We start from the raw sequence: 14,940 nt of genomic DNA, 5'->3' as shown, positions 1-14,940 counted from the left end.
CCACCCGGTTGCGCAGATCGTCCCGATCGTCCATCACGGCACCAGCACCGCGACCGTCTCGGCCACACACGCGGGTTTGTCGGACCCCTCGAGCTCGACGGTCACTCGGATCACTGCCTGCGACCCGATGCTGCCCGGCACGAGCGAGACCAGCTCGACACCGGCTCGGACCCGGGATCCGGCCGGGACCGGAGTGGGGAATCGCACCTTGTTCGTGCCGTAGTTGACGCCCATGGACAAGCCCCGCACCGCATACACTTCGCCGGCCAGCATCGGCACCATCGACAGGGTGAGAAACCCGTGTGCGACGGTGGTGCCGAATGGTCCGGCGGCGGCTTTCACCGGATCCACGTGGATCCACTGGTGATCCCCGGTCGCTTCGGCGAAGCGATCGATCTGTTCCTGGGTCACCGTGTGCCAATCGCTGTATCCGAGGTGGGTTCCGACCGCGAACTCCAGCTCGGACAGGCCCTGGAATACCTGCACGACTCTCTCTCCTCCGTTCAGTTCCTCGGGCCGCCGGCCACGTAGATGACCTGGCCCGACACGAAGCCGGCGCCCTCGCTCACCAGGAACGACACGGTGTGCGCGATGTCGGCGGGGGTACCGGTGCGGCCGACCGGAATCTGGGCGGCCATAGCGGTCTTCAGCTCATCGAAGGGAATGTTCATCCGGGCGGCGGTGGCCGCGGTCATCTCCGTCTCGATGAATCCCGGGGCGACCGCGTTGGCGGTGACACCGAATTTGCCGAGTTCGAGGGCGAGGGTCTTGGTGAATCCTTGCAGCCCGGCCTTGGCTGCCGCGTAGTTGGCCTGGCCGCGGTTGCCGAGTGCCGACGTGCTGGACAAGTTCACGATGCGACCCCACTTCTGCTCGATCATGTGCGCCTGCGCCGCCCTGGCCAGCAGGAACGACCCGCGCAGGTGCACATTCAGCACGGCATCCCAGTCGTCGGCACTCATCTTGAACAGCAGATTGTCGCGCAGGATCCCGGCGTTGTTGACCAGCACCGTCGGTGCGCCGAGTTCGGCGGCCACGCGATCGACCGCCTGGGTGACGGCCGCCTCGTCCGCGACATCGACACCGACCGCGAGCGCGCGGCCGCCGGCCGACTCGATCTCGTCGACGACCGTCTTGCAGGCGGCCTCGTCCAGGTCGAGCACGGCTACTGCCATACCGTCAGCGGCCAGCCGCCCGGCGACGGCGGCGCCGATTCCGCGAGCGGCGCCGGTGACGATCGCAGTTCGTTGTGTCGGATCGGTCATGAATACTCCTCGAAGATGTGATTGCGGTGGAAGGCTGGCCTCAGGGCGTGTAGACCACGCGGCCGACGGTCTGGCCGTCCGCGAGTCGCTGCACGGCGTCGGCAACGTCCGCGAGTGCCAGCCGCGCGCTGACCAGGGGACGGATCGCACCGTCGGCGGCAAGTGCGGTCAGCGCGCGGTGACCCTCGGCGACGGCGCCCGGGTCCTGGGCGTTGTACAAACCCCAGTGCAGACCGAGGATCGAATAGTTCTTCACCAGCGCGTGATTCAATGCGGCCCTTTGGATCTCGCCGCCGGCGAACCCGACGATCACGATGCGGCCCTCGAAGGCGACGCATTTCGTGGACCGCTGGTACACCTCGCCGCCGACCGGGTCGTAGATCACATCGGCGCCGCGACCGTCGGTGACCTGCTTGACGACGTCGACGAAGTCCCGTTGATGACGATCGATGACCACGTCGGCGCCCAAGGCCTCGGCGTAGGCGGCCTTTTCGGCTCCACCGACGACGCCGATCACTCGAGCGCCCGCGGCCTTGCCGAGCTGGATCGCGGCGCTGCCCACGCCACCCGCCGCGGCGTGCACAAGGAGGGTCTCGCCCGCTGTCAATCCGGCCCGCCGATGCAATCCGAACCAGCCGGTCTGGTAGCCGATGAACAGGGAGGCCGCCTCCGCGTCATCCAATGACGGCGGCGCGGGGAAGGTCTGGGCGGCTTCCAGCACGGCGAATTCCGCGAAACCGCCGTGGGGCAGCGCCGCGCCACCGAGCACCCGGTCACCGACGGCTGTCCCGGCCACCTCGGTGCCGACCGCCACCACCTCGCCGCACAATTCGACGCCGGGCGTGAACGGCAACGACGGCCGGACCTGATAGAGGCCGCGGCACATCAGCACATCGGGGAAGTTCGCCGCGGCGCCGCGGACCCGCACGACTACCTGCCTCGGGCCGGGCTCCGGGACTTCCACGTCATCGAGCCGGAGCACAGTGCCCGGTTCGCCCAGCTCGTGGACCCGCCATGCCTTCATCCGCGCCACGTCAGACTCCGCCCGTCAGAGTGACGCCGCCGTCCACGACCAGCAACTGACCCGTCAGCCAGCTCGCGTCGTCGGAGAGCAGGAACGCCACTACGCTGCCGATGTCCTCGGGTACGCCGAGCCGCTTCAGCGGGTATGCCGCGGCCACCTCGTCCTCCCTGCCGTCGTAGAGGGCGGTGGCGAATTTCGTCTTCACCACTGCGGGCGCGACGGCGTTGACCCGCAAGTTCGGACCGAGTTCGACCGCGAGTTCCTGGGTGATGTGGGTGAGCATCGCCTTGCTCGAACCGTAGAAGCCGATGCCGGGCGCCGGCTTGAGACCAGCGACCGACGACACGTTCACGATCGCGCCCCCGAAGTCCTTCATCCAAGCGCGATAGGTCTGCTGAACCCAGGACAGCGCGGCCAGACAATTGACCTCGACGATCTTGCGGGCCACCTCCAACGACAGATCGACCATCGGCCCGTACGCCGGGTTGATGCCGGTGTTGTTGACGAGAAGGTCGGCGCCGCCGAATGTGTCGATCGCGCGCGCGACGGTCTCCGCCTGGTGGTCGACGTCATCGGCGCGGCCCGCGACGGCCAGTGCGCGCTCCGGCCCGCCCAGTGTTTCCACCGCTTCGTCGAGGGCGTCCTTTTTGCGGGCGGTGATCACGACTCTCGCCCCCTCGTCCACCAAGCGCCGCGCGATACCGAGCCCGATGCCTCGGCTCGCGCCGGTGACTATCGCGGTCTTGCCTTCGAATCTGTTCATCAATGAGTCCTTCTGCGGAGTCTGCGGTTACGACAGGCGCTCGAGCACCATCGCCATGCCCTGGCCGCCGCCGACGCACATCGTTTCCAAGCCGATCTGCTTGTCATGGAACTGCAGGGAGTTGATCAGGGTGCTGGTGATGCGGGCGCCGGTCATGCCGAACGGGTGACCCACCGCGATGGAGCCGCCGTTGATGTTGAGCTTGTCGTAGTCGACGCCCAGCTCCCGCGCCGAGGGAATCACCTGGGCCGCGAAGGCCTCGTTGATTTCGACCAGGTCGACGTCATCGATCGTCATACCGGCCCGGGCCAGCGCCTGCTTCGACGCCTCCACCGGTCCCAGGCCCATGATCTCGGGCGACAATGCGCTGACTCCGGTCGCCACGATCCGAGCCAGCGGCGTCAGGCCGAGCTCGGCGGCCTTGACATCCGACATGATCACGACCGCGGCGGCGCCGTCGTTGAGCGGGCAGCAGTTGGCGGCCGTCACCGTCCCGTCGGGCCGGAACACCGGCTTCAGCTCGGCGACCTTCTCCAGCGTGACTCCCGGCCGCGGTCCGTCGTCCTTCGAGACGACAGTGCCGTCGGGCAAGGTGATCGCGGTGATGTCGCGCTCCCAGAACCCGTTGGCGAGGGCGGCCTCGGCGAGGTTCTGGCTGCGGACACCGAAAGCGTCCTGTTCGGCACGGCTCACATCGCACAGTTGCGCCACGTTCTCCGCGGTCTGCCCCATCGCGATATAGACGTCGGGCAGCAGATCATCGGTGCGCGGGTCGGTCCAGATCTCGCCCCCGTCGGCGAATTTCGCGGTCCGGCGCACCGCGTCGGCGAACACCGGGTTCTGGGTGCCGGGCAGGCCGTCGGCGTTGCCCTTGACATAGCGGCTCACGGTTTCGACTCCGGCGGAGATGAAGACGTCGCCCTCGCCGGCTCGGATGGCGTGCAGCGCCATCCGGGTCGTCTGCAAACTCGATGAGCAGTACCGGTTGACCGTTGTGCCGGGCACCCGGTCCAGACCCGCCAGGATCGCCACCACCCGTGCGAGATTGAAGCCCGACTCACCGGCGGGCTGGCCGCACCCGAGCATCAAATCGTCGATCCTGTTCGGATCGAGGGCCGGCACCTTCGCCAGCGCGGCCCGCACGATCTGCGCTCCCAAGTCGTCCGGCCGGAGATCGCGTAACGAACCCTTGCCGGCGCGACCGATCGGTGACCGGGCGACAGAGACGATGACGGCTTCGGGCATGACTGTGACCTTTCGGACATTACTGAGCGCTTGTTAACCTCCGCCACGATGCTGGACGGATTGGCGGTGGTCAATACGTCACAACGAATCCGCCATGTGACGCAGGACACATTTCGGCACGCGACTCCTCGTGGACAGCACCGGGAAAGGCGGCCCCGCCCATGCGGACGACATCGGTCTCAACTGCCCGCTGCCTGGCAACATGGGACGCCGATCCCCGAACTTCGCAAGTCGGTGGCCGAAACCCGGCTGCACCCTCGAATCCCGTCCGGCTCTGTTCGTGTGCGAGGGCATCACGACGCCCCGGTCCATTACCGCGATGCCCGGCCAACTGCATGGTCATGTCGGTGTTCCCCGGGCCGGCGGCGACGTGGATAACGACGCCACGCTGCGCACACACCCGGAACGCCGTGGCACAGGCGGAAACCGCAGGCTCCCGCCGCTGACGACCGCTGAGTCTATGGATTCGAGCCGACGCGCGGCAGGTCCAATGGCGGTAGCGGGCGTCGGCAGATCTCGTGGGCTTCCTCGGAGGAGAGCCCGAACATGCGCAGCAGGTCCTCGGCCACCTGGTCGGCGGCCTCGGCGTCGTCGCGTTCGGGATGATCGTGCGGCAGGCGTCCGAGGCACAGGGCAGCGCCGGCGACGATGGTCATCGACAGCTCCGGGTCGCGAATGTCGAAGCGCCCGGCTTCGGCCGCGGCCTCGATGTCGCGGCGTGCGCGGGGCGCGAGCCCGCGGCCCGAGTTCGCCAGGCTGAGGCCGTCATTGAGCAAGACCTTGCTGAGGGTGGGATGCAGGCGGTGCAGAACGATCCCATGCCGACGTCGGCGGCCTGGGTGATCTCGAGGATCGGCACGTTGATCTTGCCCTCGGCCGGCAGTGATTGCGCCGCGCCGACCAGCGCGGCGCGCGTGCGGGCCTTGCGGCGTTCCAGGCGATTGGACTCCGACCCATTGAGCGTGGTCATCGATGCATATCTCCTACTGGACAGGTCCCGCTCGATTCAATTTTGACGGAATCGTCAGAAATATTGACTGACGCTGCTCTCGTGAGTGACGATATCGTCAGCACTTGGAAGGGAGTGGTCGATGAGCGGCCATCACGATGTACACAGCGGTCTGCACAGCGAGCGGGGGGCGCACGCGGGTGAGCATCCGGGCCGGGCGCGCAATCCCGTGATCAAGGTGCTGGACTTGGCGTGGCTGGAGTTCGAGAAGCCCGACCTGGACGGGGCGGAGGCTTTCGCCCACGCCTTCGGGTTCGAGACCGCCATGCGGACGGCCGACGAGCTGCAGCTGCGCGGGACCGATCCGGGCGCGCCCTGCGTGCTCATCCGGCGTGGCGTCCGCTCGCGCTTCGTCGGTCCCGCCTTTCGTGCCGCCGATTCCGCCGATCTGTTGCGACTGGCCGCCGCGACCGGTGCGCCAGCCATGCCATTGCCGGAATCTGTGGGCGGACTGACCGTCGACCTGGCCGATCCGAGCCGCTTGCGGGTGCGAGTGGTCGCCGAAACCCACGAACTGGAAGCTTTGCCGACGCAGCAGCCTCACATCTTCAACTTCGGGCACGAGGTGGCCCGGGTGAATGCCACACAGCGACCGCTACGTGCACCGGCACGCGTGCGCAGGCTCGGACACGTGGTGATCCAGTCGACGAGATACCGCGAGACCCTCGACTGGTATCTGCGGAATCTGGGCCTGATCGTCAGCGACTTCCTCTATTACCCGGGCCAGCGGGAGCGCGGTCCGGTCATGAGTTTCATTCGCTGCGACCGGGGTTCGGTACCGGTTGACCACCACACGCTCGCTCTGACGCTGGGGCCGTCGAACCGCTATGTGCACTCCGCGTATCAGGTCGCCGACCTGGACGCGCTCGCTGCCGGCGGTGAGTATCTGCGCGAACAGGGTTATCGCCGATCGTGGGGGATAGGTCGCCATATCCAGGGCAGCCAGATCTTCGACTACTGGCGCGATCCCGACGGGTTCATGGTGGAGCACTTCAGTGACGGGGACATGTTCGATTGCACCCTCCAGCCGGGCTGGGCGCCGATGAGCGCCTCCGGTCTGGCGCAGTGGGGCCCGCCCGTGACCAAGGACTTCCTCGGCATCAAGCCCGGAGCCGAATCGCTGCGCGAACTGCGCTCGATCATCGACGCGCTGCGCGAGGACAACGAATTCGATATCCGCCGCCTGCGCGGCCTGTTGAAAGTGGCCGATTCATGAGCACATCCATCCTCCGCACCGCCGACGCCTGGTGGGTGCAGACCCGCGCCGGTGCTGCTCGTATCGATACCACCGCGACGACCACGCGGGAACTGCTCGCCGATCGTGAGGCGATCGCCGCGGCTGCATCCGGCGCGGGAACCGTGACAGTGGAGAGCCTTTCGTTGATCTCCCCGGTGACCGCGCCGTGTCGGGTGGTGGCGCAGATGACGAACTTCGCTTCGCACGTGAAGGATGCGGGGATGGACCCGGAGACGGTGCCGCTGACGTTCTTTCGCAAGGCGTCCGGATCGATCAGTGGACCCCATGACGACGTCATCCGGCCCGCGCATGTGCAGCTGCTCGACTACGAGGTGGAGATCGGCCTCGTGTTCGGTCGCGAGATGCCGGTCGGCTCTGAAGTCTCGGCGGAGAACCTCGCGAACTACGTCGCGGGCTTGGTGGTTACCAATGACATCTCGGCGCGCGACGTGCAGCTGCCGAAAACGCAATTCTACGAGGCGAAGTCGTATCCGACCTTCACTCCGGTCGGCCCGGCGCTGGTGCTGCTCGACGCCGATGAGCTGAAGCGGTTCGGAGATCTGCGGCTGCGGCTGTGGGTCAATGGCGGGCTGCGGCAGGACATGACGGTCGCGGACATGATCTACCGGCCGGTCGAGACGCTGCGCGCGCTGACCCGATTCCAGCGCATGGACGCCGGGGATCTGCTGCTCACCGGGACCCCGATCGGCACCGCGCTCAGTGCCCCGCCCAAGCCGGTGGAGATCATCGGCTCGCTGCTGCCGCCGAAGGTCAAGTGGAAGATGTTCTTCCAGGGCCAGGCCAAGAACCCGAAGTACCTGAAGGACGGGGACGTGGTCGAGGCCGCGATCGGCACCGACGACGGCGCCCTCGACCTGGGCCGCCAGCGCACGGTCGTGAGGTACGCCCGATGACCGACAACACAACCCTCGAGACCTCGACCGAGGACTTGCTCTGGCCCCGGTACACCGGCCCGGAGGACCTGGCCGCCATCGAAGCGGTACCGCTCAAGGCGCGCGGCCTGCCCGAATCGACCTACGCCCTGCGCGTCCGCGCGGCGACGCGATGGCCGGAGCGCACCGCGATCACCGTGCTGCCGGATGCGGCGCGATGGCGAGAGCCATCGCAGCGCACCTACTCCGATCTGCTCGTCGACGTGCACAAGTACGCGAACCTGCGGCACGCGCTGGGCGTGCGCCGCGCCGATGCGGTCGCGCTGATCGCACCCAACTGCGCGGAGCTGATCCGGGCCACCCTCGCCGCACAGCTGGTGGGCATCGTCGCACCGATCAATGGCGGCCTGTCGCACGAGTGCGTCGCGGAGCTGCTGCACCGCTCGGGCGCTCGGGTCTTGATCGCCGCAGGTCCGGAACTCGAGCCTGACACCTGGACCGCCGCACGCGAGCTCGCGGCGCGCGGTCTGTTGGATGCCTTGCTGGTGTTGCGTCCGACGGCAGCTCCGGAGCCGCCGCCGACCCTGCCCGGCATCGGTGGCGTCCGGATCGGCTACCTCGATACCCTCGCCGCCGAGTCCTATACCTCGGGACGGCCGAGGTCGCGGCGGTCGCGTCGATGCGCGGGCGTGCGGCGCATCTCGGATACTCCACCACCGCTTGTCGCGGCATCGGCGCGGCCGAACTCCTCGCGGCCGGTGGGGGGCTGCTGGGACCGGTCCGCCCCGCGATCGGCCGGGCTGCCGGGGCCGGGCTGGTGCTGTTGATGACCGGTGCGGTCGCCGGCCATCTCCGAAACGGCAGCGGCACAATCGAAATCGCGCCCGCAGCCGATGCGGCTCTGGTCGCCGCGGCATACGTGGCCACGTCGACCGGTGGATCCCGATGACTTCGCCGACAGTTCCGGTGGTGATCGTCGGAGCGGGCCCGTCCGGGCTCACCGCGGCCACGCTGCTCGCCCAATACGGCATCGAATCGCTGCTGCTCGAGCGGTGGGAGGGCGTCTACCCGCAGCCGCGCGCGGTCCATCTCGACGGTGAGATCCGGCGGATCGTGGAACGTCTGGGCATCGGGCCGGGGTTCGACGCGATCACCCGGCCCGCTTCCGGGTTGCGCCTGGTGGATCGGCGGCATCGGGTGCTGGCGCAATTCGACCGCGATCCGGCCGGGGGCCGCAACGGATTCCCCGAAGCCAACCTGTTCGACCAGCCGGAGCTGGAGGCGCTGTTGCGGGCCAATCTGGCACTGCATCCGGCCGTCTCGCTGCGCGGCGGTGTGGAAGTCACCGGGCTGGCGGTCGAGAAGGACTGTGCCCGAGTTGATTGCGAAGACCGAGCGACCGGCGCGTCCTACTCGGTGCGCGCCCGCTACGTGTTGGGTTGCGACGGCGCGAACAGCCTGGTGCGCGCCGCGATCGGCGCGCGCATGCGGGACTTGCGATTCGAGCAGCGCTGGCTGGTCGTCGACCTCGCGACCACGGTCGATCCTGGGCACTGGGGAGGCGTGCATCAGGTATGCGACCCGCGTCGAGCCGCGACATACATGCGCATCGGCGCGACCCGCCACCGCTGGGAATTCCGTTTGCAGCCAGGCGAATCCGCCGACTACTACCGTGACCTGGCTCGACTGTGGCCCCTGCTGGCCCCATGGCTGGCCGACACCGACCGCGAGGGCTTGGAGCTGGTCCGGGTGGCGGAGTACACCTTCCGCGCGCAACTGGCCGACCGATGGCGTGCCGGACGTGTATTCCTGCTCGGCGATGCCGCCCACCTCACCCCGCCGTTCATCGGGCAGGGCATGGGCGCGGGCGTGCGCGATGCCGCCAACCTCAGCTGGAAGCTGGCCGGGGTGCTGCGCGGCGAGCTGCCGGAGTCGATGCTCGGCACCTACGAAACCGAGCGGAAACCGCACGCGCGCACGATGATCCGGCTGGCCAAGCTCACCGGCATGACCATGACCGAGGGCGGCGAACTGGGCAATCGACTGCGCGGCCTGCTCGCTCCGCGACTGCACCGGCTGCCCGGGCTGACCCGGACGATCATCAGCGGAGAGTCACCGCCGCTGCACCGCTCCGCGCTGGTGGCCGCACCGCCGCTGCGGCGAGGTCTGGCCGGACGGCTGGTCCCGAACGAACGGATGGCCGACGGGCGCCGGGTCGACGACCTCATCGCCGGCCGCTACGCCATCATCACGACATCCGCCCCATCACCGATGGAGGCGGTGACCGTCGAACAGCGCGGCGGTGTGGTGTTGCGGGCCGTGCCGGGCACCGCGCTGCACCGCTGGCTGCGCGGCGGGCATGCCGACGCCGTGCTCGTCCGCCCCGACGGCACCGTGCAGACCTGCGGGAGAACGCTGTCGGATCTGTACTCGTCACTGCCGAGTTTCGCGCCGAGTGCACGTCCGGCGCAGACCGGCTCGGCAACCCCGAAAGCCGCTGATTGATTCGGACACTACTCATGACGATGTCGTCAGAGTCGGTGTAAAGGTAGCGGAATCATGCGTGATGGCTACCGCTAGACCCGCTCGTCGATGTCTGGGTAGGAGGAATCCCATGTCTCGCTATCTGTTCGCTCTGGGCCGATTCGTGGCCGTCGCCGCTGGTGGATGCTGGCCGTCTGGGTCGTCCTGCTGATCGGCGCGATCACGTTCGCCGCGAGCACCGGCGGCAAGACCAACGACAACTTCACCGTCCCCGGCACCGAATATCGCCGCCGCCATGTGCGCAGGCGCACCGCGCGGAGACCGAGGAACAAGTAGCCGTTCGCCGCGACCGATCACTCGCTCTCGGCGACACTGGGCGAACTCGGCGGTCTCGAGGCGTAATGACACCTCAGTGGGGTTTTCGGCGTTCCATCCGTCCAGCGAAGAGTTGCGGCTGCGCTGGACTCACCAGTACGCCTCGTCGGCCCCGGCGATGACGTCCTTCGCGTTCGTCGCCGTCGGCGCCTACCCCGCGGTCGCGACGTTCGGGTTCGAGTAGGCCCGCCTGGCGGGCCGTCGGCGTGGGAGGCGGCTGTGTGGCCTGTTGCCGTCACCGCCGTCACGATCCAGGCCCTCTACTGTCGGGTGAGGATGACACCCAACAGCTGATCGGAGTGCGTCGGCACCGGCCACGTCGGTGGATGTCGTAAAACCATCGGATCTCGACATCCCGCGGGTTTCATCCGTAAGGGGTGATCCCTGCCCTGGGATGTGCTCATAACCTGTGGTTGAGCGCCGCGTAGAGGTGGGAGCCACTGTGCGGGTCTGCCGTGTGCGCTGACCCGTTCGACCGGCTCAGCGCGACACGGCTCGGGAGTCCCTGGCGATCTGGCCGAGTTGGTGTCGTCGACGGCAAGGCCCAGTGCACGATCTTGTTGGAGGGGCAATGACCAGAACCGATCCACAGGAATTCTCCACTCTGCTCGACACCATCGCCCAGCGCCGCAGCGCCGGCGACGGCACAGTTTCGGCGGAGTCCTCCACGCACATCCCCGAGGTCAGAGCGGCGGATGTTCCGCAGGAGGTCGAAGACGCCCTTCAACCCGCCGAGACCGGCATGCTGGAGCAGTTCGGCCACACCGGCGCCGCCGCGTCCACGGATGCTCGGCGTGTCCTGGCCGGTGACATCTCACGCGAACAGTTCGAGGACCTGATCAGTCAACTGATGGACAGCGCCCAAACCCAGTTCACTCAGCTGCAGGGCTCGACCAAGGCAAAACTCCAAAGCCTCGGTCGCCAGCACCCCGACTGGCAAGCGATGATCCTCTCGGTGTTCGAAGCAGTCAGTGATCTGCAGATCGACTTGCTGACAAAGGAATTCGGATTCCTTCAATCGCTGATGTCGAACACGCCCCAGCAGGCAGGCCAGGTGAACGGATTCTTCAGCGACTTGATGCGGCGTCTCGAGGACGGGTGGAGTCAGATCGTGGGGTGATGCCGGCGGCTCGGCGTGGGCTCGAGTGCCTGTGCGGGTTCACGCCACCGCTTCGTTGTGTGACGAACGCCCAATCGAAGGAGGCAATGACCAAAGCGGAGCAAGCTCTCGAGGTGAAGCGGGACGCGGTGTCCGAAGCCTCGAACTCGGCGGAACGTACCTCGGTCGGCTGGTACAAGCTGTACAACGATCATCCTTCCGGGTGCCGGATTCGGGTTTCTCTATTTCCTGGCCTGTGAAGTCACTACCGGGTCGACGCTTGGTAAGAAGGCCCTGGGGCTGCACGTCAACGGTCGTGCCGGTGCGTCGAAACCGAGTATCAAGGACTCGGCCTGCGCAACGCGTACATGCTGCTCAACCTCGTTCCCTGCATCGGCGGAGTGCTGTGGTTCTTCGCCGCACTCGCCGCCACCGTCGGCTCGAGCCCCACCAAGCAGGGCCGGCACGACAACTTCGCCGACGGCACCCAGGTCGTCGAGGTATGACAGTTAGTAATCCGACGCCAGGTGCTCGCAGACCGGAAGGCGCCGGAATCTCACGAGATTCGTGACACGGGCGAGGTCCTGGTCACCGTGCTGTGACGCTGAGGCCGGCCAGAAGGCGGATCAGGCCACCGGCGACTTCGGCGATGGGGTGTCATGATGAGTTCGAGTACGACCTCTCGTGTCCAGCTTGATCGGCGAAGGCCATGGCATGGCGTGGTGGGCTCGGCCGTGGACCGATCGGGTCAGGCGTGTGGTGGTTCGCCGGTGACGATGTGGTCGGCGAGGTTGAGTCCTTCGCGGACCAGTCGGGTGAGGTGGCCGTCGCGGACGCGGTAGATGATGCGGCGGCCTTCTCTTCGGGTGTCGACCAGGCCGGTGAAGCGGAGTTTGGCGAGGTGTTGGCTGACCGCGGTGCGGGAGGCGCCGACTGCTTCGGTGAGGGCGGTGACGTCGGCTTCGCCGTCGGCGAGGATCCACAGGATGTGCAGCCGGGTGGGGTCCGACAGCATGCGGAAGGCGCCGGTCGCGGCGTCCAGACGCGGTTGGTCGGGGGTGATCGGGTGAAGGAGGCTGGGCACGGGAGGGTCAGCGGCCGGATTCGGAGGCCCTGCCATCGTTCACCGCCTTCCTGCTGGCACCGCCTCCGGTTCGGTCGGCGTGGTCGCGGGCCAGACGCGGGCGGCTGTGGTTGCTGCAAGTGTAGCGATGGCGGCCAGGGTCAGTGCGGCGGTGAGCTGGCCCGCTCCGGCGCCGACCCATCCCGCGACGGGGTAGGTGAGCAGGAAGCAGGCATGGGAGAGGGAGAACTGGGCGGTGAAGACCGCTGTGCGGTTCTCCGGTGTCGATTCCGCGCGTAGCAGACGCGCGGACGGTGTGTTGATCATCGAGGTGCCCGCGCCGAGCGCTGTCCACGCCACGACCAGCAGCAGCCAACCCGGCCCGGGGTAAGGATCAACCGCGGTGATCGCGGCCGCGGATAGCAGCCCCACCGGCAGCGCAGCGCTGCCGGTGAGCATCATGCGGCGGTCGCTGAAGCGTGACAGCAGCCGCGGCATGGTGAGAGCGATGAGCATCGAGCCGCCGCCGTAGCAGGCCAGGGCGAAGGCGACACCGGCGGCGGAGCCGTGCAGCAGGTCCTGAACGTAGATCACGGTGTTGACCACGACCAGCGCGGTGGCCGCGGCGACGGCCAGGTTCATGGCCAGCAGGCCGCGTAGCACGGGCCGATCGACCATGACTCGGGCGCCGCTGGTGATCCGCTCGATCAGCGGCACGGATCGGTCACCGGGTACCAGGCGCGGCAAGGGGGTCCTCACCACCAGCACGGCGGAGGCGACGAACCCGGCGGCGGTGCCGACGAACAGCAGGTTGTAGTCGATCAGCGTCAGCAACGCGGCGGCCATCATCGGGCTCAGCAATGATTCCAGGTCGTAGGCCAGCCGTGACAGCGACAACCCGCGGGTGTAGTCGTCCTCGCCCACCAGCACCGACGGGATCACTGCCTGAAAGGCGGGCGTGAACGTCGCCGAGGCGGCTTGCAGCACGAAGATCAGCAGATAGATCTGCCACACCTCGGTGACGAAAGGCAGCGTCACGGCGATCACCGCCCGGACCGCGTCCGCGGAGACCAGCAGCACCCGGCGTGGCACTCGATCGGTAACCGCCGCAATCACCGGCGCGACGAAGACGTAGGCGACCATCTTGATCGCCAGCGCGGTACCCAGCACCGCCCCGGCATCGCTACCGGCCAAATCGTAGGCCAGCAGCCCCAATGCCACCGTCAGCAAACCGGTCCCGACCAACGCACCACCTGCGCGGCGAACAAACGCCGGAACCGGCGATGCCGCAATACCTCGATCACCCCTGACCTCCCCGAACTCCCCGACTAAGGGCGACCTTACGCCAATAGGTGCGCAGATGCGAACCTATTGACGAGTAGGGCGCCGCGGGCGGTCACGCCTGCGGCTGGTGATCACCGACCGGAAAACCCCGTAAAAATCCGCCCCGCAGCCCTTGTGGAACCGTATCTGAAAGCGCACGCTTACGTACGTGGCTGCTTTCAGAGATGCGGATCTGACCATCCTCGGCGACCCCATGCGGCAGGCGATCTTCGAACGACTCGCCCGGCGGCCGTCGTCGGTCGGTGAGCTGGCGGAATCGTTGCCGATCACCCGCCAAGCCGTTTCCCAGCATCTGCGGGTGCTCAAGGACGGGGGACTGGTGGTGGCCACACCGCAGGGCACGCGACGCATCTACCAGATCAATCCGGACGGACTCGCCGCGATCCAGGCGTACTTCCAGCGGATCTGGGACGACGCGCTGACCAGTTTCCAGAAGGCCGTGGACGCCGCGGCCGACCCCGAACAGGAGAGCTCATGACCACGACCCTTCCCACCCTGCAAGGCAAAGCCAGTGTCGCGATGCCGATCGAGAAGGCATTCGCCTTCTTCACACAATCCTTCGGCAGCTGGTGGCCGGCCGCCTACCACATCGGACAAACCGAAATGGCCGACGCGATCCTCGAACCCGGCGTCGGCGGCCGCTGGTACGAGCGCGGCGTCGACGGCACCGAATGCGACTGGGGCCGCGTACTCACCTGGGAACCACCCCAGCGCCTCGTGGTGACCTGGCAGATCAACGGCCACTGGCAATACGACCCCGACCCCGATCACGCCAGCGAAATCGAAATCCGCTTCACCGCAGAAGGACCCAACCACACCAACGTCGAACTCGAACACCGCCACCTCGACCGCCTCGTGGAGGGCAAAGCCATCCGCGACACCATCGCCGAACAAGGCGGCGGGTGGGGCACCCTGCTGGAGTTGTTCGCCAAAACCGCCGAAGCGCAAGGCTGACCGATCAACGGTGCGACCCGCCCCGACGCCTCGCTCACCGTGGCGGGCCGCACTTGTCGTTCAGCGGCAGCAGTTGGGGTCCAGCACCACACACAGCGCCGCCAGGGCATCGCGGCGGGCGCGGTGGAAGGTGTTCATACCGCGCCGTTCGGATTCCACGAGCCCGGCCTTGCGCAACTGGCCGA

General features: G+C 67.5%; 18 protein-coding genes and 3 pseudogenes. 12 read left to right on the top strand and 9 right to left on the bottom strand.

Features of this window, described 5'->3' with window-relative positions; translation table 11 throughout:
* Positions 1-33: 33 nt before the first annotated feature.
* The 6 genes and pseudogenes from U3653_RS17550 to U3653_RS17525 form a co-directional block, all read right to left on the bottom strand.
* Entirely contained in the window at positions 34-486 is a 453-nt protein-coding gene (locus U3653_RS17550) for a MaoC family dehydratase (protein WP_195081385.1), read from the bottom strand.
* 17 nt (positions 487-503) lie between these two features.
* Entirely contained in the window at positions 504-1,265 is a 762-nt protein-coding gene (fabG, locus tag U3653_RS17545; protein WP_195081386.1) for a 3-oxoacyl-ACP reductase FabG, read from the bottom strand.
* A 40-nt stretch (positions 1,266-1,305) separates the two neighbouring features.
* Positions 1,306-2,289 (bottom strand): NADPH:quinone oxidoreductase family protein, encoded by a 984-nt coding sequence (locus U3653_RS17540; RefSeq protein ID WP_195081445.1) that lies wholly within the window; start codon positions 2,287-2,289, stop codon positions 1,306-1,308.
* A 10-nt stretch (positions 2,290-2,299) separates the two neighbouring features.
* Positions 2,300-3,055 carry an SDR family oxidoreductase gene (locus U3653_RS17535; protein ID WP_195081387.1) on the bottom strand — a complete coding sequence of 252 codons (756 nt, stop codon included), beginning with the start codon at positions 3,053-3,055 and terminating at the stop codon, positions 2,300-2,302.
* Positions 3,056-3,079: 24 nt separating this feature from the next.
* Positions 3,080-4,297 carry an acetyl-CoA C-acetyltransferase gene (locus U3653_RS17530; RefSeq protein WP_195081388.1) on the bottom strand — a complete coding sequence of 406 codons (1,218 nt, stop codon included), beginning with the start codon at positions 4,295-4,297 and terminating at the stop codon, positions 3,080-3,082.
* Between the two features lie 458 nt (positions 4,298-4,755).
* Positions 4,756-5,267, bottom strand: a pseudogene (locus U3653_RS17525) (TetR/AcrR family transcriptional regulator).
* Between the two features lie 121 nt (positions 5,268-5,388).
* Between U3653_RS17525 and U3653_RS17520 the strand changes: the two are divergent.
* The 10 genes and pseudogenes from U3653_RS17520 to U3653_RS33375 all read left to right on the top strand — a co-directional run bounded on the left by U3653_RS17520 (position 5,389) and on the right by U3653_RS33375 (position 11,907).
* A complete protein-coding gene (locus U3653_RS17520; protein ID WP_195081389.1) occupies positions 5,389-6,522 on the top strand; it encodes a VOC family protein in 1,134 nt (377 codons plus the stop codon).
* Positions 6,519-7,457 (top strand): fumarylacetoacetate hydrolase family protein, encoded by a 939-nt coding sequence (locus tag U3653_RS17515; protein WP_195081390.1) that lies wholly within the window; start codon positions 6,519-6,521, stop codon positions 7,455-7,457. The genes U3653_RS17520 and U3653_RS17515 overlap by 4 nt, the downstream gene beginning before the upstream one ends.
* Positions 7,454-8,092: pseudogene (locus U3653_RS17510) on the top strand (AMP-binding protein); the annotation flags it as partial. The gene U3653_RS17515 and the pseudogene U3653_RS17510, both read left to right, overlap by 4 nt.
* A 23-nt stretch (positions 8,093-8,115) precedes the next feature.
* Positions 8,116-8,385 carry a DoxX family protein gene (locus U3653_RS17505; protein ID WP_435406572.1) on the top strand — a complete coding sequence of 90 codons (270 nt, stop codon included), beginning with the start codon at positions 8,116-8,118 and terminating at the stop codon, positions 8,383-8,385.
* Complete coding sequence (mhpA, locus tag U3653_RS17500; RefSeq protein WP_195081392.1) at positions 8,382-9,941, top strand: bifunctional 3-(3-hydroxy-phenyl)propionate/3-hydroxycinnamic acid hydroxylase MhpA; 1,560 nt, start codon at positions 8,382-8,384, stop codon at positions 9,939-9,941. The genes U3653_RS17505 and mhpA overlap by 4 nt, the downstream gene beginning before the upstream one ends.
* Positions 9,942-10,103: 162 nt before the next feature.
* Positions 10,104-10,256 carry a hypothetical protein gene (locus U3653_RS17495; protein WP_195081393.1) on the top strand — a complete coding sequence of 51 codons (153 nt, stop codon included), beginning with the start codon at positions 10,104-10,106 and terminating at the stop codon, positions 10,254-10,256.
* A 76-nt stretch (positions 10,257-10,332) separates the two neighbouring features.
* On the top strand, positions 10,333-10,479 hold the full coding sequence (locus tag U3653_RS17490; protein WP_195081394.1) for a hypothetical protein: 147 nt from the start codon (positions 10,333-10,335) through the stop codon (positions 10,477-10,479).
* A 387-nt stretch (positions 10,480-10,866) separates the two neighbouring features.
* A complete protein-coding gene (locus tag U3653_RS17485) occupies positions 10,867-11,415 on the top strand; it encodes a hypothetical protein (RefSeq protein WP_195081395.1) in 549 nt (182 codons plus the stop codon).
* Between the two features lie 86 nt (positions 11,416-11,501).
* Complete coding sequence (locus tag U3653_RS17480; RefSeq protein ID WP_195081396.1) at positions 11,502-11,654, top strand: hypothetical protein; 153 nt, start codon at positions 11,502-11,504, stop codon at positions 11,652-11,654.
* Entirely contained in the window at positions 11,605-11,907 is a 303-nt protein-coding gene (locus tag U3653_RS33375; protein ID WP_323124288.1) for an RDD family protein, read from the top strand. The genes U3653_RS17480 and U3653_RS33375 overlap by 50 nt, the downstream gene beginning before the upstream one ends.
* 235 nt (positions 11,908-12,142) lie before the next feature.
* On the opposite strand, the gene U3653_RS17470 is transcribed toward U3653_RS33375, so the two are convergent.
* The gene (locus U3653_RS17470; protein ID WP_195081397.1) at positions 12,143-12,514 is read right to left on the bottom strand and encodes an ArsR/SmtB family transcription factor; all 372 of its coding nucleotides are present in this window, start codon (positions 12,512-12,514) and stop codon (positions 12,143-12,145) included.
* Positions 12,515-12,517: 3 nt separating this feature from the next.
* On the bottom strand, positions 12,518-13,702 hold the full coding sequence (locus U3653_RS17465; protein WP_323124237.1) for an MFS transporter: 1,185 nt from the start codon (positions 13,700-13,702) through the stop codon (positions 12,518-12,520).
* Between the two features lie 247 nt (positions 13,703-13,949).
* On the opposite strand from U3653_RS17465, the gene U3653_RS17460 reads away from it, so the two are divergent.
* Complete coding sequence (locus tag U3653_RS17460) at positions 13,950-14,279, top strand: ArsR/SmtB family transcription factor (RefSeq protein ID WP_195081398.1); 330 nt, start codon at positions 13,950-13,952, stop codon at positions 14,277-14,279.
* Positions 14,276-14,755 carry an SRPBCC family protein gene (locus U3653_RS17455; RefSeq protein ID WP_195081399.1) on the top strand — a complete coding sequence of 160 codons (480 nt, stop codon included), beginning with the start codon at positions 14,276-14,278 and terminating at the stop codon, positions 14,753-14,755. The genes U3653_RS17460 and U3653_RS17455 overlap by 4 nt, the downstream gene beginning before the upstream one ends.
* 60 nt (positions 14,756-14,815) lie before the next feature.
* On the opposite strand, the pseudogene U3653_RS17450 reads toward U3653_RS17455, so the two are convergent.
* A pseudogene (locus U3653_RS17450) lies at positions 14,816-14,940 on the bottom strand (Rv2640c family ArsR-like transcriptional regulator); the annotation flags it as partial.

Origin of the sequence: Nocardia implantans, assembly GCF_035544775.1 — a bacterium.
In the GTDB taxonomy this organism is placed as follows: Bacteria; Actinomycetota; Actinomycetes; order Mycobacteriales; family Mycobacteriaceae; genus Nocardia; species Nocardia implantans.
Note: the sequence above shows the minus strand (reverse complement) of the source record. Positions and strands in the feature narration are given on the sequence as shown.

Bases quoted from the DNA above. Each gene is read 5' to 3' on its own strand.
- fabG (WP_195081386.1), bottom strand. From the start codon at position 1,265: ATGACCGATCCGACACAACGAACTGCGATCGTCACCGGCGCCGCTCGC.
- U3653_RS17455 (WP_195081399.1), top strand. From the start codon at position 14,276: ATGACCACGACCCTTCCCACCCTGCAAGGCAAAGCCAGTGTCGCGATG.
- U3653_RS17540 (WP_195081445.1), bottom strand. From the start codon at position 2,289: ATGAAGGCATGGCGGGTCCACGAGCTGGGCGAACCGGGCACTGTGCTC.
- U3653_RS17530 (WP_195081388.1), bottom strand. From the start codon at position 4,297: ATGCCCGAAGCCGTCATCGTCTCTGTCGCCCGGTCACCGATCGGTCGC.
- U3653_RS17495 (WP_195081393.1), top strand. From the start codon at position 10,104: ATGCTGGCCGTCTGGGTCGTCCTGCTGATCGGCGCGATCACGTTCGCC.
- U3653_RS17520 (WP_195081389.1), top strand. From the start codon at position 5,389: ATGAGCGGCCATCACGATGTACACAGCGGTCTGCACAGCGAGCGGGGG.
- mhpA (WP_195081392.1), top strand. From the start codon at position 8,382: ATGACTTCGCCGACAGTTCCGGTGGTGATCGTCGGAGCGGGCCCGTCC.
- U3653_RS17515 (WP_195081390.1), top strand. From the start codon at position 6,519: ATGAGCACATCCATCCTCCGCACCGCCGACGCCTGGTGGGTGCAGACC.
- U3653_RS17480 (WP_195081396.1), top strand. From the start codon at position 11,502: ATGACCAAAGCGGAGCAAGCTCTCGAGGTGAAGCGGGACGCGGTGTCC.
- U3653_RS17485 (WP_195081395.1), top strand. From the start codon at position 10,867: ATGACCAGAACCGATCCACAGGAATTCTCCACTCTGCTCGACACCATC.
- U3653_RS17470 (WP_195081397.1), bottom strand. From the start codon at position 12,514: ATGGCAGGGCCTCCGAATCCGGCCGCTGACCCTCCCGTGCCCAGCCTC.
- U3653_RS17505 (WP_435406572.1), top strand. From the start codon at position 8,116: ATGCGCGGGCGTGCGGCGCATCTCGGATACTCCACCACCGCTTGTCGC.